This window comes from Corynebacterium kefirresidentii (assembly GCF_016599755.1).
Classification (GTDB): Bacteria; Actinomycetota; Actinomycetes; order Mycobacteriales; family Mycobacteriaceae; genus Corynebacterium; species Corynebacterium kefirresidentii.
In genome coordinates this window covers 395572-418131 of record NZ_CP067012.1, presented here as the reverse complement: position 1 = coordinate 418131, position 22560 = coordinate 395572, and the positions used below count along the sequence as shown (strand labels likewise).

At 58.9% G+C, this 22560-nt stretch carries 17 protein-coding genes; 8 read left to right on the top strand and 9 right to left on the bottom strand.

The window, feature by feature from the left end:
• Positions 1-15: 15 nt before the first annotated feature.
• The 3 genes from clpB to I6I12_RS02190 all read right to left on the bottom strand — a co-directional run bounded on the left by clpB (position 16) and on the right by I6I12_RS02190 (position 5751).
• Positions 16-2571 (bottom strand): ATP-dependent chaperone ClpB, encoded by a 2556-nt coding sequence (gene clpB, locus I6I12_RS02200; RefSeq protein WP_200288591.1) that lies wholly within the window; start codon positions 2569-2571, stop codon positions 16-18.
• A 132-nt stretch (positions 2572-2703) separates the two neighbouring features.
• Positions 2704-4116: a TetR/AcrR family transcriptional regulator gene (locus I6I12_RS02195; RefSeq protein WP_200288590.1), complete on the bottom strand. Its 1413-nt coding sequence runs from the start codon at positions 4114-4116 to the stop codon at positions 2704-2706.
• A 261-nt stretch (positions 4117-4377) separates the two neighbouring features.
• On the bottom strand, positions 4378-5751 hold the full coding sequence (locus tag I6I12_RS02190; RefSeq protein WP_200288589.1) for a sodium/glutamate symporter: 1374 nt from the start codon (positions 5749-5751) through the stop codon (positions 4378-4380).
• 179 nt (positions 5752-5930) lie between these two features.
• On the opposite strand from I6I12_RS02190, the gene I6I12_RS02185 reads away from it, so the two are divergent.
• On the top strand, positions 5931-7103 hold the full coding sequence (locus tag I6I12_RS02185) for an FAD-binding oxidoreductase (RefSeq protein WP_200288588.1): 1173 nt from the start codon (positions 5931-5933) through the stop codon (positions 7101-7103).
• Here I6I12_RS02185 and I6I12_RS02180 read toward each other — a convergent pair.
• Positions 7100-7915 carry a carbon-nitrogen hydrolase family protein gene (locus tag I6I12_RS02180; protein ID WP_200288587.1) on the bottom strand — a complete coding sequence of 272 codons (816 nt, stop codon included), beginning with the start codon at positions 7913-7915 and terminating at the stop codon, positions 7100-7102. The two genes, I6I12_RS02185 and I6I12_RS02180, sit on opposite strands and share 4 nt — an antisense overlap.
• A 91-nt stretch (positions 7916-8006) precedes the next feature.
• On the opposite strand from I6I12_RS02180, the gene I6I12_RS02175 reads away from it, so the two are divergent.
• Together I6I12_RS02175 and I6I12_RS02170 are read left to right on the top strand one after the other, a co-directional pair.
• On the top strand, positions 8007-8270 hold the full coding sequence (locus I6I12_RS02175; protein WP_200288586.1) for a hypothetical protein: 264 nt from the start codon (positions 8007-8009) through the stop codon (positions 8268-8270).
• Complete coding sequence (locus I6I12_RS02170) at positions 8267-9433, top strand: alpha/beta hydrolase (protein ID WP_200288585.1); 1167 nt, start codon at positions 8267-8269, stop codon at positions 9431-9433. Before I6I12_RS02175 ends, I6I12_RS02170 begins: the two co-directional genes overlap by 4 nt.
• 51 nt (positions 9434-9484) lie before the next feature.
• On the opposite strand, the gene exaC is transcribed toward I6I12_RS02170, so the two are convergent.
• From exaC to dnaK, 5 genes are all read right to left on the bottom strand, one after another.
• Positions 9485-11005 (bottom strand): acetaldehyde dehydrogenase ExaC, encoded by a 1521-nt coding sequence (gene exaC / locus I6I12_RS02165; RefSeq protein ID WP_200288584.1) that lies wholly within the window; start codon positions 11003-11005, stop codon positions 9485-9487.
• Positions 11006-11249: 244 nt separating this feature from the next.
• Entirely contained in the window at positions 11250-11699 is a 450-nt protein-coding gene (locus I6I12_RS02160; RefSeq protein ID WP_023020004.1) for a heat shock protein transcriptional repressor HspR, read from the bottom strand.
• A 20-nt stretch (positions 11700-11719) separates the two neighbouring features.
• Complete coding sequence (dnaJ, locus tag I6I12_RS02155; RefSeq protein WP_023020005.1) at positions 11720-12925, bottom strand: molecular chaperone DnaJ; 1206 nt, start codon at positions 12923-12925, stop codon at positions 11720-11722.
• A 96-nt stretch (positions 12926-13021) separates the two neighbouring features.
• A complete protein-coding gene (grpE, locus tag I6I12_RS02150; RefSeq protein ID WP_034655552.1) occupies positions 13022-13729 on the bottom strand; it encodes a nucleotide exchange factor GrpE in 708 nt (235 codons plus the stop codon).
• A complete protein-coding gene (gene dnaK, locus I6I12_RS02145; RefSeq protein WP_023020007.1) occupies positions 13729-15579 on the bottom strand; it encodes a molecular chaperone DnaK in 1851 nt (616 codons plus the stop codon). Before dnaK ends, grpE begins: the two co-directional genes overlap by 1 nt.
• Positions 15580-16030: 451 nt before the next feature.
• Here dnaK and I6I12_RS02140 point away from each other — a divergent pair, with 451 nt between their 5' ends.
• The 5 genes from I6I12_RS02140 to I6I12_RS02120 all read left to right on the top strand — a co-directional run bounded on the left by I6I12_RS02140 (position 16031) and on the right by I6I12_RS02120 (position 22539).
• Positions 16031-16207, top strand: coding sequence for a hypothetical protein (locus I6I12_RS02140; RefSeq protein WP_023020008.1), 177 nt, complete (start codon positions 16031-16033; stop codon positions 16205-16207).
• A gap of 693 nt (positions 16208-16900) precedes the next feature.
• Positions 16901-17581 carry a sensor histidine kinase gene (locus I6I12_RS11960; RefSeq protein WP_234288156.1) on the top strand — a complete coding sequence of 227 codons (681 nt, stop codon included), beginning with the start codon at positions 16901-16903 and terminating at the stop codon, positions 17579-17581.
• A gap of 90 nt (positions 17582-17671) precedes the next feature.
• Positions 17672-17827, top strand: a complete 156-nt coding sequence (locus tag I6I12_RS02130; RefSeq protein ID WP_023020010.1) for a hypothetical protein — start codon at positions 17672-17674, stop codon at positions 17825-17827.
• A gap of 11 nt (positions 17828-17838) precedes the next feature.
• The gene (locus tag I6I12_RS02125) at positions 17839-18498 is read left to right on the top strand and encodes a response regulator transcription factor (protein WP_234288155.1); all 660 of its coding nucleotides are present in this window, start codon (positions 17839-17841) and stop codon (positions 18496-18498) included.
• 597 nt (positions 18499-19095) lie between these two features.
• Positions 19096-22539 (top strand): bifunctional proline dehydrogenase/L-glutamate gamma-semialdehyde dehydrogenase, encoded by a 3444-nt coding sequence (locus I6I12_RS02120; RefSeq protein ID WP_200288582.1) that lies wholly within the window; start codon positions 19096-19098, stop codon positions 22537-22539.
• Positions 22540-22560: the final 21 nt, after the last annotated feature.

Here is a 22560-nt window from a genome sequence, read left to right as displayed (position 1 = left end):
GCGGTACGCGGCCGACTAGCGGGCGGCGATGTCTAGCTCGGCACCGCCATCTGCGACGTCCACGTGGACAGTGTCGCCATCGACGATATCGCCGGCCAACAGCTTCTTGGCGAGCTTGTCACCAATGGCCTGCTGGATGGTACGGCGCAGCGGACGGGCACCGTAGGCTGGGTCGTAGCCGCGCTCGGCCAGCCAGGACTTGGCAGAATCCGAGACTTGCAAGGTCAGGCGGCGGGCGTCGAGACGCTCGGACAGGCCGCGCAGCTGGATGTCGACAATGCCGCGTAGAAGCTCCTCAGAAAGGGGCTCAAACATGACCACGTCATCGAGACGGTTGATGAATTCAGGCTTGAAGGCCTTCTTCACCGCATCCATGGTTTCCTCCCGGGTGCCGCCGGCGCCCAAGTTGGAGGTCAAGATGATGACGGTATTGCGGAAGTCGACGGTGCGTCCCTGGCCGTCGGTAAGCCGTCCCTCATCCAAGACCTGTAGGAGGACGTCGAAGACATCGGGGTGGGCCTTTTCTACCTCGTCGAAAAGCACGAGCGTGTAGGGGCGACGGCGCACGGCCTCGGTGAGCTGTCCGCCGGCCTCGTGGCCGACGTATCCCGGAGGAGCACCAACGAGGCGGGAAACGGAGTGCTTCTCCCCGTACTCGGACATATCGATGCGAACCATCGCGGATTCATCGTCGAAGAGGAAGTCCGCCAGGGCCTTCGCAAGCTCGGTCTTGCCCACGCCGGTAGGACCGAGGAAGAGGAAAGAACCGGTGGGGCGGTTCGGATCGGCCACTCCCGCACGGGAACGGCGCACAGCATCCGATACCGCGGTAACGGCTTCCTTCTGTCCCACCACGCGCTTGCCCAGCACGGATTCCATATTGAGCAGCTTTTCTGTCTCGCCCTGCAGCATCTTGCCGGCCGGAATGCCGGTCCAAGCGGAGACGACCTCAGCGATGGTGTCTGGGCTTACTTCCTCATCGAGCATGGTATTGCGCTGCTCGGTGGCCTTAACTTCGGCGGCCGCAAGATCCTTTTCCAGCGGCGGAATCTTGCCGTAGTTAATCTCAGAGGCGAGTGCGAGGTCGCCATCACGCTCGGCGATTTCTGCTTGTCGGCGCAGGTCATCGAGTTCTTCCTTGATGTTTTGCACATCATCGATGGCCTTCTTCTCATTAGCCCAGCGGGCCTTGAGCTCGCCGAGCTTCTCGCGCTGGTCCGCAAGCTCACCTTGCAGGGTGGCCAGGCGGTCTTGAGAAGCAGCGTCCGATTCCTTCTTCAGCGCGAGCTCTTCAATCTCCATGCGGCGGACGATGCGCTCGAGCTCGTCGATTTCCTGCGGGGAGGAATCGATCTCCATGCGCAGGCGGGAACCTGCTTCGTCGACAAGGTCAATGGCCTTATCCGGCAGGAAGCGGTTGGTGATGTAGCGATTGGACAGCTCGGCGGCCGAAACCAACGCGGAGTCCATAATGCGCACGCCGTGATGCACCTCGTAGCGCTCCTTCAGGCCACGCAGAATACCGATGGTGTCCTCCACGGAGGGCTCGGCAGCATAGACCTGCTGGAAGCGGCGCTCCAGAGCGGCGTCCTTTTCGATGTACTTGCGGTACTCGTCCAAGGTAGTGGCGCCTACGAGGCGCAGCTCGCCACGGGCCAGCATGGGTTTGATCATATTGCCGGCGTCCATAGAGCCGTCACCGGTAGCACCGGCGCCGACGATGGTGTGCAGCTCGTCGATGAAGGTGATGATCTCGCCCTCAGAGGACTTAATCTCATCGAGCACGGCCTTTAAGCGCTCCTCGAATTCACCGCGGTACTTAGCGCCAGCGACCATGGAACCCAAGTCCAGGCTGATGAGGGTCTTGCCCTTGAGAGACTCGGGGACATCGCCAGCCACGATGCGGCGGGCCAAGCCTTCCACGATGGCGGTCTTGCCCACGCCGGGCTCGCCAATGAGTACCGGGTTATTCTTCGTGCGCCGGCTGAGCACCTGGACCACGCGGCGAATTTCCTGATCACGGCCGATGACCGGGTCGATCTTGCCTTCGCGGGCGCGAGCAGTGAGGTCAGTGGCGTACTTTTCCAAAGCCTGGAATTGGTCCTCCGGATTCTCGGAGGTTACCTTGGCAGCACCGCGCACGGAAGGGAAAGCGCCCTTGATGGCGTCATAAGTAGCACCGCGGCCGGTAAGCAGCTCGGCGGCATCGGTCTTGGAGGCGGCGATGGCAGCCAGCAGAACCTCGGTGGAAACGAATTCATCACCAAGCTCACCGGCCAGTTCCTGCGACTGCGTTAGGACGTTGAGGCCGTCGCGGTTAAATTGCGGGTTGGCCATATTGGCGCCCTCGGCCTTGGGATAAGAATCAACAAGCTCGCGGGCTTCCTTGAGCACAGTATCCGGATCTACGCCGGTGGCCTTAAGAACCGGAGCGGCGATTCCGCCGTCCTGGCTGAGAATTGCCGCCAGCAGGTGAGCCGGGCGGATATCCGGGTTTCCATTAGAAGAGGCGGTTTGCAGGGCGTCCTGCAAGGCCTCTTGTGTTTTAGTGGTGGGGTTAAATGAGTTCATGTGTGCGTTGCTCCTTCTAAGATTTATTCACCCACTGTAGGGCTTCACTTAGTACAACGCACCCAGAGTTGAGCCTATTCCACTCAACCTAAATATTTTTGAGCGTAGGTCGCTCAACTTTGCACAGGGTGATTAAACCTGCTTGAACTCCTCGTTTTCATGGCCAAGAATCTGCAAGCCATGGGCGATGGCAAAGAAGGACACGGTTACCACCTGGATAAAAAGCGCCCACTTGAGATCTTCATTAAAGCTCTTGAAATCGCCGATGCTGCACAGATGGGCAATGCCATTGGCCCCTGCCCACACGGCCAAAGTGCTGATATAAACCAGCTGGTCGGTGGGAGTAATTCCCATCTCGATGACAAACTTGCGGAGCAGATCCATCATGATGGCGAAGTTCTTGGTCATGCCCTCATGCGAGCTACCATCACCATTGTGCGGAACTACAGAACCGCTGGCCAGCGCAATAATGGAGCTGAAACGCTCTGGGTACATCATCGCGTAGTTAAAGTAGGCGGCCGCAACAATCTGCAGGCGGTCTACCGTGGGGGTGTCATCCGGAAGCTCGGCGAGGCAGGCCTCAAAGATCTTCGCCATCTCTGTGGTGGTGAGAGTTTCTGCCACCTCACGCAGCGCGAAGTCATTGTCCACAATGGTGGTCAGGAAGTCTTTGGAGGTACCAAGCTTTTCGGCCACGTGGTCAAAGAAGCGACGGTCGACGCCGTTGCGACCAGCAACGCGCAACGCGGCCTCAATAATGACCTTCTTGGTTTCCTCCGGGTCCATTTGCTCAAGGTTATCCGGGGCCACGAAGGGCTTTTCACGTTCGCTGCCCATGACCTTTTCTACAATGCCGCGGGCATCGTTCATAATGGGGCGGCGCTGCGGGATCTGCTTATTTTTAAACCAATATTGCAGGGCATCAACCACGAGGCGATCCACCTGCTTCAGGTTAGCGGCGCGAATAACGGCATGCTGCAGGCGCAAGATGCCCACCACACTCAGGTGGCCCATGCCATGGATGAGCGACCAGAGGGCCAAAGTAATGCGGCCGATTTCCAGGGGCGAGATATCTCCGTCTGCCGCTACGACGGCACCCTGCTCTTCGGCAAAGCGCTTGACGACGTTCAGCGCCATGTCCGCACCCGGCGTGCCCGACTTTTCCCCCTTGGCAAATTGGCAGACCCGCTCCTCATCCATGGCATCGTACCGTTCGAAAAGGTAGTGGTAGATGTCGGGCTCGTCTTGCGCGTAGGCAAAGTAGGCCTCCGCCAACTGCATGAGGACATCGCCGCCAGAGTTACCCTCTGGCAGGTGACGTGCAGCCTCCACCATGTATTCAGACATGCGGCAATCCAAAAAATCTGGGATTTCCGCAAGCATGGCAGCACCGCTGCTAAATTCCTCAGAAACCGCCTCCGGCGAGAGGCCAGCCTGGTCTGCCACAGATTCCACGGTAACGGCCTGCTCGCCTTCGCAACCCGCTACATAAACAGCGGCTTCCAGGATAATCACCCGCCTGGAAGCCCCATCCAACTGGTACATCTATTTCCTCATCACGCCAGAGATTGACACCAGCTGATTCTAACAAATTTTAAGGTTTAGGGATAATCCCAATCGATTGCACTTTTCAAGTATTTTTACCCTCACCGATGTTGACGGTGGTAGCGGGGCCGATAGGCCATGGTCACGACCGCAGCCGCGTCCACCCGCCTCGCACTGGGAACCATTTTCTAAGTTTTGGTGCGCCCAATCTCATTGTTTTTTAAGGTAGCGATGCGGGAGGGGGGACGTCGGCAAGCGCGGCTATTCCCGCCTTTGTCCTACATGGCCAATACCCTCTTGGAAGATGGTGCCGCGCGGTGGCATAAGACGCATGGATTTAAAGGCGATATAGACGCCGATGGAAATCGCCAAGGAAATGGCGCCGAAAATGCCGGTAAACCCGTACATGACGGCCATTGGCGCGATGATGGTCCACGAGATTTCAAAGGGTCCGAAGCCGATATAGGCCATGCCATATTCAGACAGGGTGCCGGACTTGAGCTTGGGATCCACGATCTTCAGGATGGCAATGCCGGTCGCCACGGTGGCGGTGGCCCAACCCCAGCCAAAGATGCCGCGCTCAATCCAGCGCTCACCAAAGAACTCGGCCGGGAACCACAGCAAGAAGAACACACAGAAGATGGTGCCGAGGATAAAGAGGAGAAGAAGCGCCTGCCAGTAGGAAGCAATGGCGGCCGGAACGATGGCGGCCACGCCGAAGGCAATGAGGTAGTCCGTGGCTGCTCCGGAGATGGAGGAAATGGAGTCCTTATCTAGGTAGTCCTCGGCGCCCACGAAGTTCATAAGCGCGCGGAAGAATAGTCCCACCACCATGGACATGGCAAAGAGCGGCACGGAGACATTCTCCCAGATGCTGCTCAAACCCTGGTTGATGCCGTAGGCAGTCATCACGGTCAGGATGATGAAGCCGAAGTGCAGTGCGAGCGGCTCGATGGACGAGGGATTGGTGGTAGCGCGGCCGAGCGACGGACGATCATCAATGTTTTTGATGTAGCCGCGGCGCAGCTCTTCCGGCAGCTCCTTGGGCACGTGGGAAACCTTGCCCTTGCGGATGCCCCAGTTGCCGGCGATAACGCCGCCAATGATTGCGGCCAGCGTGCCGACGGTCGCCGAGGTAAAGCCCAGCGAGGATGCCGCATCAGCGCCTACACCTTCGAGCGCGCCACCCACGGCCGCGGCGGTACCAAAGCCGCCGGTAAAGCCAACGGGCAGCATCATGCCGAACCAATTTGGGGTATCAAATAGCGGCGCAAAGAGGAAAAGACCCAGCACGATGAACAGGCCCCACTGGCCGGTAAACATCATGGTGGAGTAGCCCCACATATTGCGCGCACCCTTGCCCATATTTCCGCCTACTTCCATGGAGTAGGCCATAGACGCAAAGACCACCGCGATGAGGATGGAGGTGTAGTCACCCAAGTTATCGGAGAAGTTAATCCAACCCAGCACGTTTGGACCAACCAGCAAGCCGATGAGGCCGGCGGTAATCGGGGCAGGTAGCAACAGGTCCTGGAAGATGAACTTCACTTGGTGACGCAGGACATTGCCGATGACCATGAGCAAAGAAATCCAGCCCACATCCAGCATGAGCGTATAAGCGGAAAAATCTTCCATGGAGACCCTTTCTAGCTGTGCAATTATGGCGGCTTGCCCCCGTTAGAGGGCAGACGGATAGGGAATACAATACCTTCCACTAAGTGATCCACAACATAGGCTCCCGTTTTCACCCCCACTACAGCTTTCAGTATGTAGCTCGACCTCCGGTGCGGCACCGACTATTAGGATGATGAGACATGTGGGAATTGGGCGAGCATTTTCGAAATTACGCAAACGAGTACCGCGATGCGGTGCACGAGCATTTCTTTAACGCGGTGCCCGAATCCCGGCAAATATTCGCCCTGTCTATGCGCGATACCCATACCTCTCTGGTCCCCGCGCTGGCGTGGGTGATTGAACGTACGGAGCCGGGACAGCCCCTGCTTTCCGAAGTCTCTGCAAAGCTCACCCAACTCGCCCGCGATCACCGCCGGCATGGGTTTCCGGCCGAGATTTATTCTCGTTTTGAACACGCCCTGATAGCGGGCCTGCGAGTCCTGGCACTGACGCAGTATCAGTACGATTTCGCCCGCGATGTCATCCACCGCATATGCACGACGATGGCCCAGGTTGCCGGAGAATCTGATGCCGCCGGCGAAGCACCGGCGCACTCGGCGCAAGTGGTGGCTGTGGACCATCCCACCCGTGATACTTCTATTATTCGCGTGGAAGCCGGCTTAGCCGTGCCCTATCAACCGGGACAGCACTTTCCCGTGACCACGCAGTACTTGCCCGGTCAATGGCGCATGCTTACTCCCGCACAGCCTAGCGACGGAACCGGCCAGTTAGTCTTCCACGTCTCCACCGCGGGTGAGGCCTCTCGGTCCCTCGCGCACGCGCAGCCCGGTGATTGGTGGACCCTTGGCCAGCCCGCTGGTGGAATAAGCCTCCACAACGCGGGCGCAGAAGAGCTAATCATCATTGCCTACGGCACCGGATGGGCCACGGCCCGCTGCGCGGCGCTCGCCGCGCTGGACGACGGCGACCACAATCACGTACCGCGCATCTTTGCCGTAGCGGGCAGCCCCGGTGCCCACTATGACACCTACTTCCAGCAAAATCTGGCAGCGCTAGGAGTCCGAGTGCGCCGCATCGTGCGGGAAGAAAGGGACCCGTGGTTGCTCAACGCCCGCGAATTGGCCCCCGGTGCCGATTATGTGGTCTCCGGAGAGCCGACCGATGTAGTAGTCAACGAGGTGGAGTTATCCACAGGCACTCCCCCGCGCTTCCTGCTCGTCGGCCCCGCCGAAGAGGTTGCGGAAGGTAAACAAGAGTTGGTTAAGAAGGGCTTGAACAAGCAGCAGATCGATGTCCTTAGCTGGGGCCGCGACGGGCGCTGGCAGCCGGAGGATTACGCAGCACTCGCCTAGTCCGCAGGGGTCACGACCGGCAAGGTGCGGCGGGTTTTCGCTACCTCATTCGGATCGATCTCGGCATAGAGGATGTCATCTTCGTAGCCAGCCTCGGCCACGCGCACCCCGTTCGGATCAACGATGGTGGAATGTCCAATGCCCGTCGGGCCGGAGGGATTGCCCGCTTTTGCGTCACCGCCTGGGCGCGATTGGCCGGCCGCCACAATGTAGCTGGTGGAATCCAAGGCACGCGCGGCCGTAAGCAGGCGCCACTGCTCCAGCTTGCCGGGGCCGTCTGCCCAGCTGGTAGGCACCACGATAAGCTGCGCGCCCTGGCTAGCTAGCTCCTTGAACTGCTCCGGGAAGCGAATGTCATAGCAGGTGGCCACGCCCACTACAAGGTCATCAACATCAAAGGCAACCAGCGATTCGCCGGCCAAGACAGTATCCGATTCGCGGTAATCGAAGGCGTCATAGGTATGAATCTTGTCGTACCCACCTAACACGCCAGGCCCTGCAATAAGCGCTGTATTGCTAACCCGATTGATGGTCTTGCCATCGCGCTCAACGGTATCGGCTGGGCAAAACATGCCGGCTACGACGGTAACCTCGAGTTCTTCTGCCAGAGCTTGGATCGCCGTGGCAAACGGACCTTCGAGTGATTGCGCCTGCTCATCAAGACGCCCGGAGCGGAAATTCTGTGACGTGGCCTCTGGCAGCACGATAAGTCGCGCCCCGTTTCCAGCGGCTTCACGGATCTTTGCTAGGGCTATCTCCTGGTTTTCGGTGATATTTCCGGTGGATGTTAACTGCACTGCTGCTACCTTCATGCCTCCCAAAGTAATGAAGCGGAACCGAGTTATCCACAGGCTGCCTCTGCGCCCATAGCGCTGAACTGCGACGTCCATCAGGCTAAGGGGCATGAGCTATGTAGAAATTCCCACGCACTTACCCGATTATGTCCGTTCCCTGCTCTCTCGGCCTCCGCTGCCACCGCCGACGGCCGCGCTCGATACCGCCTGCCGAACCGCAGACGCACTGGAGCGAGCCCGGTCAGCTTGGTCCAGCACCGTGGCCGCAACTGAGAATGCCACGGCCGAGCAATTGCGCTCCGTCGCGAACTTCCTCAGCACCGCCGCCGGGGTGGATTCCCGGCTAGGCCAATCCCTAGGAGCCGCTCGATGACCCTTTCTACGGCCCTAAGAAATGGCGCCAGCCACCTGCGCACAGAGCGCTCTGAACTGCACTTTCGTTTTATAGATTCGCACCATGATTGGCTTACTCTATCGCTGGGAGGGCCTGCTGGCGACGCCGCTCGCACCAGCTTGGCAGCCTATACCGACTGGCTGGCACCGTCGTTGCACCAGATGGAGCACGTTGCCGCCACCCTTGACCGCCACGCCAACCTGCAGGCCCGCCGTGAGGAACTAGAAGACCGCATCATCGCATTCCTAGGCCAGATAGACGAGCGCAATGTCGCGGCGGCCCGCGCCGCTGGGCTCCTATTAAATCAGGTACGAGCATTGGGCGATTCCCTCGATTGGCTCTGTTCCCAAGAAATTGATGCCCTGTGTACGCCTGCTGGTGTTTCTCCTCCCGTGCGGTTTGAAGAATTTTCCGATCTACCTGTGGACACCATTCACGAGATTAACCTAGCCCAAGCCAACGAGCACGTGGCTCAGCTGGCCACGAAAAACCCAGATATGAAGGTATTAGAAGCAAGCGACGGACGGCTTGTTGCCATGGTGGATCCAGGCGAATTCCGGACCACGCCGGCATCGCTCACCACATTTGTCGAAGGAGTTCACTCCTCCGATCCAGAAACCTGGCAGCGCGCGGTGGACCGGGGCCGCAACTTGGCTAAAGCCAGCGGTGGGCCGACCGTGGTGTGGTTAGGCTACCAGGCGCCATCTTCCCTGCCTCGGGCAATTCATGCCGGCCCCGCGCGCACCGCTGGCCAAGAGCTCGTCCGGTTTCAGCGCGCGCTTGGTGCGCGTTATCCGCAGGCCAAGCGCACCGTAGTGGGATATTCCTATGGTTCAGTAGTCACCGGGCACGCCGCTAAGGAGGACAAGATTGCTGATGACGTGGTGCTCGTCGGCAGCCCCGGAACCGGCGCTAGCCACTCCTCAGAACTCCATGGCCGCATCTGGGCAGCTACCAACGCGCACGACCCCATCGCCATTGCGACGGGGCCGCACGGCGGCATCCATGGCCCCGATCCCACCACGGATGCCTTTGGTGCCACTCCCCTTCCCGGCGCAGATGGCCTCCCTGGTGACCACGGCACCTATTGGGAGGACCCACGGTTCCTGCGCGGCCTAGGCCAAGTGGCACGGGCGCGCTAGGCCGCACGACATTGTGGAACCGCCTGCACAGATTTACCCGCGGGAGGTGTTTTAGAACAGGCCGGCCGGCTGATCCGAGTAGGAGACCAACATATTCTTAGTCTCCTGATAGTGGCCCAGCATCATCAAGTGGTTCTCACGGCCAAGGCCGGATTCCTTGTAGCCGCCGAAGGCGCTGTGCGCCGGGTAGTCATGGTAGTGGTTTACCCATACGCGGCCGGCCTGAATATCGCGGCCGGCGCGGTAGCAAATGTTTTGACTACGCGACCATACGCCTGCACCGAGGCCAAAGTTAGTAGCGTTAGCGATGGCAATCGCCTCGTCATAATCTTTGAACGTGGCTACAGAGAGTACTGGGCCGAAGATCTCCTCCTGGAAGATGCGCATGTCATTATTGCCCTTAAACACGGTGGGCTCAATGTAGTAGCCCTTTTCCAAGCCTTCTACCTTGTTCACGTGGCCACCGATGAGGGTCTCCGCGCCTTCCTGCGGGCCGATCTCCAGGTATTGCTTAATCTTGTCCATCTGCTCCTCGGAAGCCTGCGCGCCCATCATGGTTTCCGTATCAAGTGGGTGGCCAATCTTGATCTTCTTCACGCGCTCAATGGCCAGCTCCAAGAATTTATCCGCAATGTCCTCGTGCACCAGGGCGCGGGATGGACAGGTGCAGACCTCACCTTGGTTGAGGGCGAACATAACGAAGCCTTCAACGCACTTTTCCAGGTAGGAATCATCTTCATCCATGATGTCTTTAAAGAAGATAGATGGGGATTTACCACCCAGTTCCAGGGTGACGGGGATGACCTTGTCTGCGGCGGCTTTGTTGATGATCTTGCCCACTGGAGTAGAGCCGGTGAAGGCAATCTTGGCAATGCGGTCCGAGCCAGAGAGTGCCGCGCCTGCCTCCTCACCTAGTCCGTTGACGATATTGAGCACGCCAGCAGGGAGGAGGTCACCGATAATATCCATGAGAAGCAGGATTGAGGCAGGGGTTTGCTCCGCTGGCTTCATAACAATGCAGTTACCTGCAGCCAGTGCGGGCGCGATCTTCCAAGCGGCCATGAGCAGCGGGAAGTTCCACGGGATAATCTGGCCCACTACTCCGAGCGGCTCATGGTAGTGGTAGGCCACGGTGTCCTGGTTGAGCTGGGATAGGCGGCCTTCTTGGGCGCGGATGGCGCCGGCAAAGTAGCGGAAGTGATCTACGGCGAGCGGAATATCGGCGGCAAGGGTTTCGCGCACAGCCTTACCGTTCTCCCAGGTTTCAGCGACCGCGATCTTTTCCAGATTTTCCTCGACGCGGTCCGCTATGCGGTGCAGGAGCAATGCGCGCTCGGCTGGAGTGGTTTTGCCGAAGGTCTCGAAGGCTTTTTCCGCGGCGTCGATAGCCAGGTTGATATCGGCTTCTTTGCCGCGAGCTACCTGACAGAATACCTCGCCGTTGACCGGACTGATGTTGTCCATATATTCGCCGTCGACGGGTGCTACCCACTGGCCGCCAATGTAGTTGTCATAGCGTTCGCGGTAATCGACGATGGAGCCTTCGGTTCCCGGAGCTGCGTACAGGGTCATGGTGCGTGTCCTTTCCTGGAGAATACGAGGATCATCGGTGGTACATGACACTCGTTATGGTTTATGTGCCATAGGTCACCTTTGTGTTGAATATACTAACCCCAAACTTTGCAACGCGCACTGATTGCAGCTATCCCCTTTGCAAGCCTTAACATCACACCGTCACTGTGCAGGCAGAAGAAAACCCCGCAGCCAGCGGCGACGCTGGCTGCGGGGCGGGATGTACTCGTCTGCAGAGTAAGAATTAGTCCTGACCGTTACCACGGCCGCGGGCGCGTTTACGCTCGCGCGCGGTACGCGGACTCCACATCACCACGGAGGTAGACCGAGGGACATGGACAAGTTCGCCGCTGCGCTGCGGGCGGCGCCCGGCGGCCTGTTCGCGCAGGGTCCGAACCTCTTCAGCTAGGGCGTCGCGCTCGGCTTCAAGGCGATCGCGTTCCTCGGTCAGCTCGATGATGGACTTGATTCCGGCAAGATTGACGCCATCGTCTTGGGATAGCGCTTGAATCTTGCGCAGCAGCTCGATATCGCGGTCGGAGTAGCGGCGGCCGCCGCCACGGGTGCGAGCCGGGGAAACCAAGCCCATGCGGTCATAGGTTCGCAGGGTCTGGGCGTGCATTCCGGATAGTTCCGCGGCCACGGAAATCACATATACCGCGGTGCCGGAATCTTCTGCCTTTCCAGTGCTCATTCCTTAACACACCTCCTACCCTAAGCCTTCTCGGCGCCGGCCCAACCCGCACGCGGGTTGAAACCGGAGTCCTTTTCCGCTTGAGCATAGGTACGCAGGGCACTGGAGGCGGCGGCATCGAGCTTGGTGGGCACGGTGACCTGAACGGTAACCAAAAGGTCACCGGAGTTGCCCCCGCGCTTGGCGATGCCCCTTCCGCGCACCCTCAGCGTTCGCCCATCCGGCGTGCCGGCGGGGATCTTCACGCGTACCGGGTTATCCAAGGTAGGAACTGCGATGGTATCGCCCAAGGCCAGCTCCGTGAAGGAGACCGGGACGGTAACGTGCAGGTCATCGCCTTCTCGAGTGAAGACCTTGTCCGGTTTGACGGTTACCGCCACGAAGAGGTCACCGGCTGGAGTGCCGTTCGGGCCGGCTTCGCCCTGACCAGCAAGGCGAACCTTTTGGCCGTCAATGACGCCGGCAGGGATGCGCACGGTGATATTGCGGGTGCGATGAACCGTGCCGGTACCGTGGCAGTCCTTGCACGGGTCCGTGATGCGGCGGCCGGTGCCATCGCAATCCTTGCAGGGGGCGGAAAAGCCGAAGGCGCCGCGGTTTTCAGAGGTAAAACCGGTGCCACTGCAGGTGCCACAGGTAGAGGTCTTGCCGGATGCAGAACCCGAGCCGTGGCACGTGGTACACGGAGCATTTCCGCTCAGCGCTAGGGGGATGGTGGTTCCCTTGGCGGCCTCGCGGAACTCGAGGGTTATTTCCGTTTCGACGTCGGCCCCCCGCGACGGTTTAGCTGAGTGGCCAGCACCACCGCCGCGGTTGAAAACGCTACCGAAGATATCCCCAACACCGCCGCCCTGAGCCGCTCCTCCAGCGGATCCTCCGAAGAGGTCCGAGAGGTCGAATTCTTGCGCACCTTGTCCACCCATGCGCGTGGATCGAAACCCGCCGGGAAATCCGGCGCCTCCCATCCGTCCAAAGCCCCCACCGTTACGGAGCATGGCCTTGAACTGGTCGTATTCCTTGCGCTCAGAGGCATCGGAAAGCACGTCGTAGGCTTCCGCCACCTTTTTGAACCTTTCCGCTGCTGCGGGGTCGTCGGGGTGGGTATCGGGGTGGTTTTCGCGTGCTAGCTTGCGGTAGGCACGCTTAATTTCATTCTGTTCTGCGGACGAGGAGACCCCCAGATCCGCATAATAATCTTTGTCTGCCCATTCGGGTTTAGCGCTCACTGGGCATCTCCTCCTTTCAAAGAGAATCGATAAAGTTAAGTAAAAGGGCGCCGCGGGAAGGTCAATCGTCAGTTCCCAGGGCGCCCTTTATGTTATTTACTCGGAATCTTCCGAGCCGCTGGACTCATCGCTGGGGTCCGCGATGATGACCAGGGCATTGCGGACGAGCCTGTCGCCCACACGGTAGCCCTTGCGCAACACGGTGCCCAGCACCTGCTCATCGCCTGAAGACAAGTCCTGCACGGCCTCGTGAACCTCCGGGTCGAAGGCGTCGCCTTCTTCGCCAAAGGCGGCAAGCTCGTGCTTTTCCAGCGTGCTGTGGAGCTTATCCGCAAAAGCCTTGAGCGGGCCTTCCAAGTCACCGTGTTCATCGGCCAGTTCCAGGTCATCAAGGACAGGCAGAAAATCTGCGATGACCTTGGCCTTGGCGGTCTCGATTACGGCTTGGCGGTCGCGCTCGGTGCGGCGGCGGTAGTTGGTGTATTCCGCATTCAGACGCTGTAGGTCTTCCGTGCGTTCTGCCAACTGTGCTTCCACATCGCTGACGCCGTTGCCAGCGGGCTCTTCACCCGCGGCCTCGGCCTCTACCTCATCAGCGTTGACGTCTGCCAGCGCTTCTTCAAGGTCAGCATCGAGAGTGGGATCCAGCTCGGCTTCTTCGGTGGCATCAGCCTGCGCTTCCTGCGCGGCCTGGGCCTCCTCAGCCTGCTCGGCAGCAGCCTCAGCGCGGTCAGCCGAGGTAGCCTCCGGATCCGTGTTTTCCGGGTCGCCTGGGTTATGCGGCATTCCGCTGTCCTGAGTCATTACTTATTGCCATCCTTATTCTCATCCTCGTCAACTACCTCAGCGTCGACGACGTTCGGGTCACCCTGAGCAGCGCCAGCATCAGCCGCGCCCTCAGCACCAGCCTCAGCAGCCTGTGCTTCGTAGATCTGCTTGCCCATCTCCTGGGATTCGGTGGACAGCTTCTCCACTGCGGACTTGATGGCCTCGAGGTCATCGCCCTTCAGAGCCTCATCAACGGCGTCAGCAGCCTCGGTAACCTTGGTCTTAACATCCTCGGATACCTTGTCAGCATTGTCGTCCAAGAACTTGCGGGTCTGGTAGGAGGTGGACTCTGCGTTATTGCGCAGCTCCTGCTCCTCGCGGCGCTTCTTGTCCTCTTCGGCGTGCTGCTCAGCATCCTTGACCATGCGGTCGATTTCTTCCTGGGACAGGCCGGAACCATCCTGAATCTTGATGGTGTTTTCCTTGCCGGTGCCCTTGTCCTTTGCAGTCACGTGGACGATGCCGTTGGCATCGATATCGAAGGTGACCTCAATCTGCGGAACACCGCGCGGTGCCGGAGCAATGCCGCCGAGCTCGAAGGAGCCGAGGAGCTTATTGGCAGTAGCCATCTCGCGCTCACCCTGGAAGACCTGAATCTGCACGGAAGGCTGGTTGTCTTCTGCGGTGGTAAAGGTCTCGGACTTCTTGGTCGGAATGGTGGTGTTGCGCTCGATGAGCTTGGTCATCACGCCACCCTTGGTCTCAATGCCGAGGGACAACGGGGTGACGTCAAGAAGCAGCACGTCCTTGACCTCGCCGCGCAGAACGCCTGCCTGCAGGGCAGCGCCTACGGCAACAACCTCGTCCGGGTTAACGCCCTTGTTGGCATCCTTACCGGTGAGTTCCTTGACCAGGTCCGATACGGCCGGCATACGGGTGGAGCCACCAACGAGAACAACGTGGTCAATATCGCCGACGGAAAGGTCAGCATCCTTGATGACCTGGTTGAACGGAGCCTTGGTGCGATCCAGCAGATCCTGGGTGATCTTCTGGAACTCGGTGCGGGTCAGGGTCTCGTCCAAGAACAGTGGGTTCTTATCGGAGTCAACCGTGATGTACGGCAGGTTGATATTGGCCTGCTGGGAGGAGGACAGCTCAATCTTTGCCTTCTCTGCAGCCTCGCGCAGACGCTGCACGGCGCGCTTATCCTTGGTCAGGTCAACGCCCTGGGAGGTCTTGAAGCGGTCTACCAGCCAGTCAACGATGCGCTGATCCCAGTCATCGCCACCCAGCTCGTTATCGCCGGCGGTTGCCATAACCTCAACCACGCCATCGCCGATTTCCAGCAAGGAGACGTCGAAGGTGCCGCCACCCAGGTCAAATACCAGGATGGTCTGCTCCTGCTCGCCCTTTTCCAGGCCATAAGCCAAAGCGGCTGCGGTTGGCTCGTTGACAATACGGAGCACGTTCAGGCCTGCAATCTGGCCAGCTTCCTTGGTGGCCTGGCGCTGTGCGTCCTCGAAGTATGCAGGAACGGTGATAACGGCGTCAGTAACATCCTCGCCAAGGTAAGCCTCCGCGTCGCGCTTCAGCTTCATCAGTGTGCGGGCGGAGATCTCCTGGGAGGTGTAGTCCTTATCGTCAATGTTGATCTTCCAGTCAGAGCCGATGTGGCGCTTGACGGAACGAATGGTGCGATCAACGTTGGTTACCGCCTGGTTCTTGGCGGACTGGCCCACCAGAATTTCGCCGTTCTTTGCAAAGGCAACGACGGAAGGCGTGGTGCGAGAGCCCTCGGAGTTAGCGATAACGGTGGACTCGCCACCTTCCAGTACGGAAACGACGGAGTTCGTCGTACCAAGGTCAATACCTACTGCGCGTCCCATGATTTCTTCTCCTTTTATCTTGGGGTAATTAATAAAGTTGACTGTCAGTGACTCAACTTCTCGTTGTGTCCGAGCGCTACTGTAACAGAACTTTCACACCCAGTCACACAACCTTGAGCCTGTGTCACTCAATCTCTACAACGGGCAGCCTACAAAAGTTATTCCCCAAGACTCAACTTTTTCTCAAATGTCCCACTTTTACCAGCTCACCGCCGCTCTTTCCGACGCCCACTTTCCCACCCCTGCCCATTAACCCCCTCCCCCACACAGCCTCATACCCAAACGGAGATCCTTAAACATCTCTAAGAGGATCCAAAAGTTACCTCAGAAAGGATCCAAAAGAGGATTGGCGGCGCGCCCCCACTGCCGCATACTAGGAATCACAGCAGTTAAGAGCTGCTACCCCAGAGAGAGATTGTAGTTTTACTCCGCCTATCCGAAAGGAATGTATATGTTCGATTCCCTAGTAGACCTCAGCTCCGCCATCGACTTCGAGGCACTCGTCAAGGGCATCAAGGGCCTCGTCGAGGCTTCCTCCGAGTCCAACACCGACTCCGAGGGCCTGGCCTCCGTATTCGAGGGCCTGTCCTCCAAGGATGACGCAGAGGCTGCTGCAGAAGCTAAGTAATTAGCACTCTGCACTCCTTCATGAAGACCAGCTAAACCCCCTCACCTTCTACCTCCGCACGGAACCCACCACAAGGAACCGTGCACGAAGGTGCGGGGGTTTCGCTGTTTTCAATCGCTGTTTCACGTTCGCTGTACCTACACTAGGGAGATAAACCCCATTGAGCCTTAGCATCCAGGAAGCGTGGACAGCACCGTGTCGAAACCTTCACAGCCACCCCTTCACCAACGCATCCGCGCGGCCATGACCCTGCAGCGAACAGCCGCCCTAACCGCGGTGATTTGTGTAGCACTGACACTACTTGGCGCATTCCTTACCTCCACTGAATATCAATTGTCCGCAGCAGTCTTGGGACTGGCCCTTACAGCCATTGCTACGACTGCTTACCGCTGGCCGTTGAGCATGAGCGCCGCGTTCGTCATCACTTGGGCGATCGCCACGCTTCTCGCCAGAACCCCTCTTGTTAGCTCAATATTTCTCGCTCCTGTGTTTCTTGCAGTAGTGGCGTATCACGGAAAGCACATACGCACGATCGCAATAGGTTTGGTTCTGTGGCTTTGTGGACTAGTCGATCCTGTGGAGCTCACTTTAAGCTTGCACCCTGCACCAGCCCTTACGTGGGGAATGCTTATTGGAGTCGGCGGCGTTATTGGAGCAATATTCGCGCACTCAGCTGATCGCTACAGATCCGCAATGATGGAGTGGAACGATGACGTGAAGCGTCGTCAATCTGATCTCGCTGAAACCTTGCACAACTCGGTAGTTTCTAATCTGACCGTAAATACGATGCAATTGGAGGCTCTCAGCCTTGAATACTCCAAACAGCCGGAGCTAGTCCGAAAGCTCGATGCACTCAGTGATTTCATGCGCTCATCAATGTCCGAGGTTCGCGCACTAACAAAGGTCCTGCGCAACAACATTGATGGGGTAAACGATGGCATGAGTTTTGGCACCACGACAAAACCCACGAGTTTTGCTCAACTCATCTCAGAGGAAGAAGAGCGCCTTCAGCGCCTCAACCGGGCGCCCGTAGTAGAAGTACGCGGTGAGGAGTTTGCGCCGGAATTCCCACAGGAGATCCTCGACCCCATCGCGGCTATCACTACGGAAGCATGCCTTAACGCCGTGAAGTATTCACCTCCGGGCGCAGAAATTACGATTTCTGTCCGCCCGCATGTGGGTTGGACTGTCGTAACCATTACAAATCCCATTGCAAAACCCACGAGCAAGACCACCGATATGTCCTCCGGTATTGGAATGTCCTCGATGACTCGGATCGCTGCTACGATCGACGCACGCTTAGAGACAAACTTGGAATCGGAAAGATGGGAGTTGACTCTTTCTCTGCCACCCAGTCTCCATAAGCGGCGTTAGTTCCACCACGTTGTATAGCAAGCGTTTAATTCTTGCACTAAGCTGTCGCTTGTTTCTGGCAAATACAAATCTTTAAAAAGGAGCGCCCTCATGCAGGCCGCACTCGCTAGCTTTCTCGCCCCACTGATGTTGTCTTCTTCCATCTTCGGCGCTGGCCTTACACCCGGCGAGCTGCCGCAAACTACGAAATACGAATCTCCTGTTGATATCGCTTTCGGCTGCCCTGCACCATGGTGCGGGAGGTAAAAACATCCCTCTTGGTCGTCGATGACGACCCACTTGTCCTTGAGGCCTTGGGGCGCTATTTTGCCTCGGCTGAGGACATGGAGGTGCGCGCCACCGCAGAAAATGGCAAGGTCGCTCTCGCGCTTTTGCAGGAGCAGGACTTTGACGTCATTGTCGCGGACATCCATATGCCCGAGATGGATGGCACTACCCTCTTGCGTGAGGTCAATAAGCTGGAAGACCCACCGGTCTTCGTCGCCATGACCGCAATGGACAATGATGAAACCCTCAAAGAGGTCATGGCCAATAAGGCTGCGGCTTATATTCTGAAAAGCTCCAAGCCGGTCTACATTTTGGATACTGTGCGTGAGGCTGTACGCGGCGGCACGGTTGTCACCCCGCAATCCCTCACCCGCCTATTTGAACAGCTTCCTGATTGGAACACTGAGGGCACCGACGCTAATACAGCAGCAGCGACCGCGAAGATTAAGGACAACCACCACATCTCGCCTGCTTTAGAGCAGGTCTTGGACCTGGTCTGCCAAGGCAAATCCAATGAAGAAATTGCCAAGAGCACACACTATGCACCGGGCACAGTGAAGAAGTATGTGTCCACCCTGCTCAGTGAATTCCACGCCAAGTCGCGGCTTGAGCTGGCAGTGAAGGCGCTCAAGGCCGGCTACGGTTCTTAGAACCCAATTGTTGGACAATCCGGGGGTGGGCTACCCCCGGATGCGTCAATACCCCCTCTAAACCCCACATGCTGGGGTTTATTTTTTGTTTTTCTACCCCCGTTACCGTTTTGCAAAGGAGACTAGCATCACGTTTGGTGCTTCCCTATAATTACGACAACACCAAAGTTCATAGTATTTCCTAGGCAACAATCGCAGCCTGAACCTGCAGGGTTGCCGCACGTCAGAGCGCTATACCGCTCACGTTTCTTCCTCTGCCCCTATAGTCACGTCATAGAAAGCAGGTGAGTGTTGAACACCAACCTGGCGCGCGTTCGTCGCAGCAGCGATAGGCCTCCCGTCCGCATTCGGCCCGCATAAAGGCCCGCTGAACATCGCATTTCACCACGAATCTCTGCGACCCTCACATTGCGTCGCGCGCACCCGCGTGTTCGCTCCTCACCCAGCTGCACCCTGCAGCACCACATAGCTCACCGCTCACCATCCAGACGCCGTATCGCCCAGCAATTCCAGACCGGCGCAGATACATCTACCTTCACTCCCGCGTGAAGGGTGGTGTCTAGGATGTGACCCGTTTGAAATAGAGGTAGAACCCATATGACTTCTCCTGCAAATACCCGCTTGCCCATCTCTGATGATGTGGAAGCAGTCCTGCCCGCAGCGATTAGCCGCGCCCACGACTGGTTGAAGTCCACTGCGGACGAAGAAGATAAGGCCACCGAACAGCTCGCGGACCTGCTGCGCGATGACGACGGCGTGAAGTTCACCATGGACTTCGTCGACCGCGTCATGCGCCCAGAAGATGACAAGGTTGCCGCACACGCGCTGAAGGATATTTCCTCCCACTATGACCCGTCGTTCCTAGGCAGCATCAATGGTGCGCTCGTTGGCGCCGGTGGCTTCTTCGGTCCAATCCTGCCCAACCTGGTCATGCCGGTGGCCCGCCTATACATGCGCAAGATGGTTGGCCACCTCGTTCTGGACGCCGAGTCTGATGCACTCAACAAGATTCTGGACAAGGCCGCCGAATCCGGCGAACAGCTCAACCTCAACCTGCTGGGTGAGGCCGTGCTCGGTGAGGAAGAGGCTAAGTCCCGCGCGCAGCGCACCCTCAAGCTCATCCAGAACCCACGCGTAACCTACGTTTCGGTCAAGGCTTCCTCCATGGTGGCCCAGCTCAATCACTGGGATATCGATGGCTCGGTAGAGCGCCTCAAGGAGCGCCTGCGCCCGCTGTATCAGGCTGCTGCCGACCGCACCGACAAGGTCTTTATCAACATGGACATGGAGGAGTACCACGATCTCCACCTGACCATCCGCCTGTTCAAGGAGCTGCTCAGCGAGCCGGAGTTCCTCACCCTAGATGCCGGCATCGTGCTGCAGGCTTACCTGCCAGATACCTTCGATGCGCTCAAGGATGTCGCTGACTTTGCCAAGGAGCGCGTGGCTAAGGGCGGCGGCAAGGTCAAGGTGCGCATTGTAAAGGGCGCGAACCTATCCATGGAAACCGTGCAGGGCGAGGTCCACGATTGGCCGCTGGCTACCTACACCAACAAGCTCGACGTAGATGCCAACTACTACCGCCTTTTGGATTTCATCCTGCGCGAAGAGTACGCCGATAGCGTCCGCATCGGTGTAGCAACCCACAACCTCTATACCGCGGCAATGGCCTATGAGCTGGGCAAGAAGCGCGGCGTGCTGCACATGATGGATTCGGAGATGCTGCAGGGCATGTCCCCAGCGCAGCAGGCAGCGGTGCGCAAGGTCTTTGACGGCCGCCAGATCCTCTATACCCCGGTTGTCCACGCAGAAGACTTCGATGTCGCCGTGTCCTACCTGGTACGCCGCTTGGAAGAGAACTCCGCACCGCAGAACTTCCTCTACGCACTCTTTGCCCCAGGCGAGGAGCCGCTTGCGGACCAGGAAGAGACGTTCCGTCGGGCCGTCGCCAAGCGCTGGGACACCTTCGCTGGCGCCCGCCGCACCCAGAACCGCCTCGAGGAGGATGGCCGCCAGGCACCGCGCACCGGCCGCTTTACCAACGAGGCCGATACTGACCCGGCTCTTGCCCCGAACCGCCAGTGGGCACAGGAAGCGCTCAAGCGCAACCCGGGCGAACACGGCATCACAGAGGTCACCGACCCAGCCGCGGTAGAAAGCCACATCGCCCGCGCCAAGGAGCTCGGCACCGAGTGGGGTAAGCGTCCTGCCGCCGAGCGCGCCGCGGCCCTCGAGGCAGTCGCGGACGAGATTGCTTCCCAGCGCGGCAAGTTCATCTCCGTGGCCGCATATGAGGCCAATAAGACCGTTACTCAGACCGACCCTGAGGTCTCTGAGGCGATTGATTTCTGCACCTACTACGGCCAGTCCGCGCGCCTGCTGGAGGAGTCTTACTCCCAGTTCACCCCGCACACCGTCACCGTGGTAACTCCGCCATGGAACTTCCCCATCGCCATTCCCACCGGCGGCATTGCGGCATCCTTGGCGGCCGGCTCGGCGGTCATCGTCAAGCCAGCCCCGCAGGTAGTTCACTGTGGCAAGCTCGTGGTGGAAGCCTTCCGCACCGCCCTCGAGGCGCAGGGCCTCGATCCGGATCTGGTGCAGCTGGTGCTTACTGATGAAGCCGAGGCCGGCAAGGCGCTGCTCTCCCACGATGATGTAGACAATGTCATCCTCACCGGCGCGTCCGATACCGGTGCACTCTTCCGTTCCTGGAAGCCCAAGATGAACATCATGGCAGAGACTTCCGGTAAGAACGCGCTCATTATCACCCCAGCGGCAGACCCCGACTTGGCCATCGATGACCTCTACAACTCCGCTTTCGGTCACTCTGGCCAGAAGTGCTCGGCGGCCTCCCTGGTCATCTTCGTCGGCGCGGCAGGCAAGTCCGAGCGTCTGCGCACCCAGCTATTGGATGCTGTCAAGACCCTTAAGCCGGGCCCGGGCTTTGATATCACCACGACCATGAACGGCTTGGCCGAGGAACCAAGCGAGAAGCTCCTGCGCGGCCTCACCCAGCTCGAACCGGGTGAGAAGTGGCTACTCAAGCCGGAAAAGCTCAACCAGGAAGGCACCCTGTGGTCCCCGGGCATTCGCGATAATGTGCAGCCGGGCTCCTGGTACCACAAGAATGAGTGCTTCGGCCCCATCCTTGGCATCATGCACGCCGATACGTTGGAAGAGGCTATTGCCTGGCAAAACGACACCGGCTATGGCCTGACTGGCGGCATCCACTCGCTTGATGACGCCGAGATTGAGTACTGGATCGACAACGTTGAGGTGGGCAATGCCTACGTCAACCGCGGCATTACCGGCGCGATTGTGCAGCGCCAGTCCTTCGGCGGTTGGAAGAAGTCCGTCATGGGCCCGGGTGCTAAGGCCGGCGGCCCGAACTACGTGGCGCAGATGGGTGAATGGGCCGATGGCGAGCTCAAGCCACGCAATGTGGACATCGCTCCAGCTAGCCTCGCCGCGCTGCACCGCCTGCGCGATAACCTCTCCGGCAAGCTCACCGAGGACGACATCACTTGGCTATGGCGCGCCGCAGAGCTGGACCAGCTGGCTTGGCAGGAGGAGTTCGGCCGCAACCACGACCGCACCGGGTTGGTCTCTGAGGCCAATATCTTCCGCTACCGTCAGCTACTGACCAAGCTGCGCGTGCGTGTGGGCGAGGGCTACGCGCTGCGCGAAGTTGCTCGCCAGGTGCTGGCAGCCGCCATCACCGGTACTGCAACGGAAATCTCCGCCACCCCGGAGGTTGCTACCCAGCTGCAGGACCTCGGTTTCGATATCAAGGCCATTACCGACGAGGCTTTTGCCACCGACGTGGCCAATGCCCCCTCCTCCCGCGTGCGCGCCTTGGGCACCGTGCCGGATTCCATCTACGAGTCCGCAGTGCGCTCCAACTCCGTGGTGCTGGACCAGCCCGTGCTTGCCGACGGCCGCCGTGAGCTCATCCCTTACCTCCTTGAGCAGGCAGTCTCTGTAACCATGCACCGCTTCGGCATCATCCGCAACGTAGGCAACCTGCGCGAGGAGTAATCTCCCGCCGCATTAAAGGCA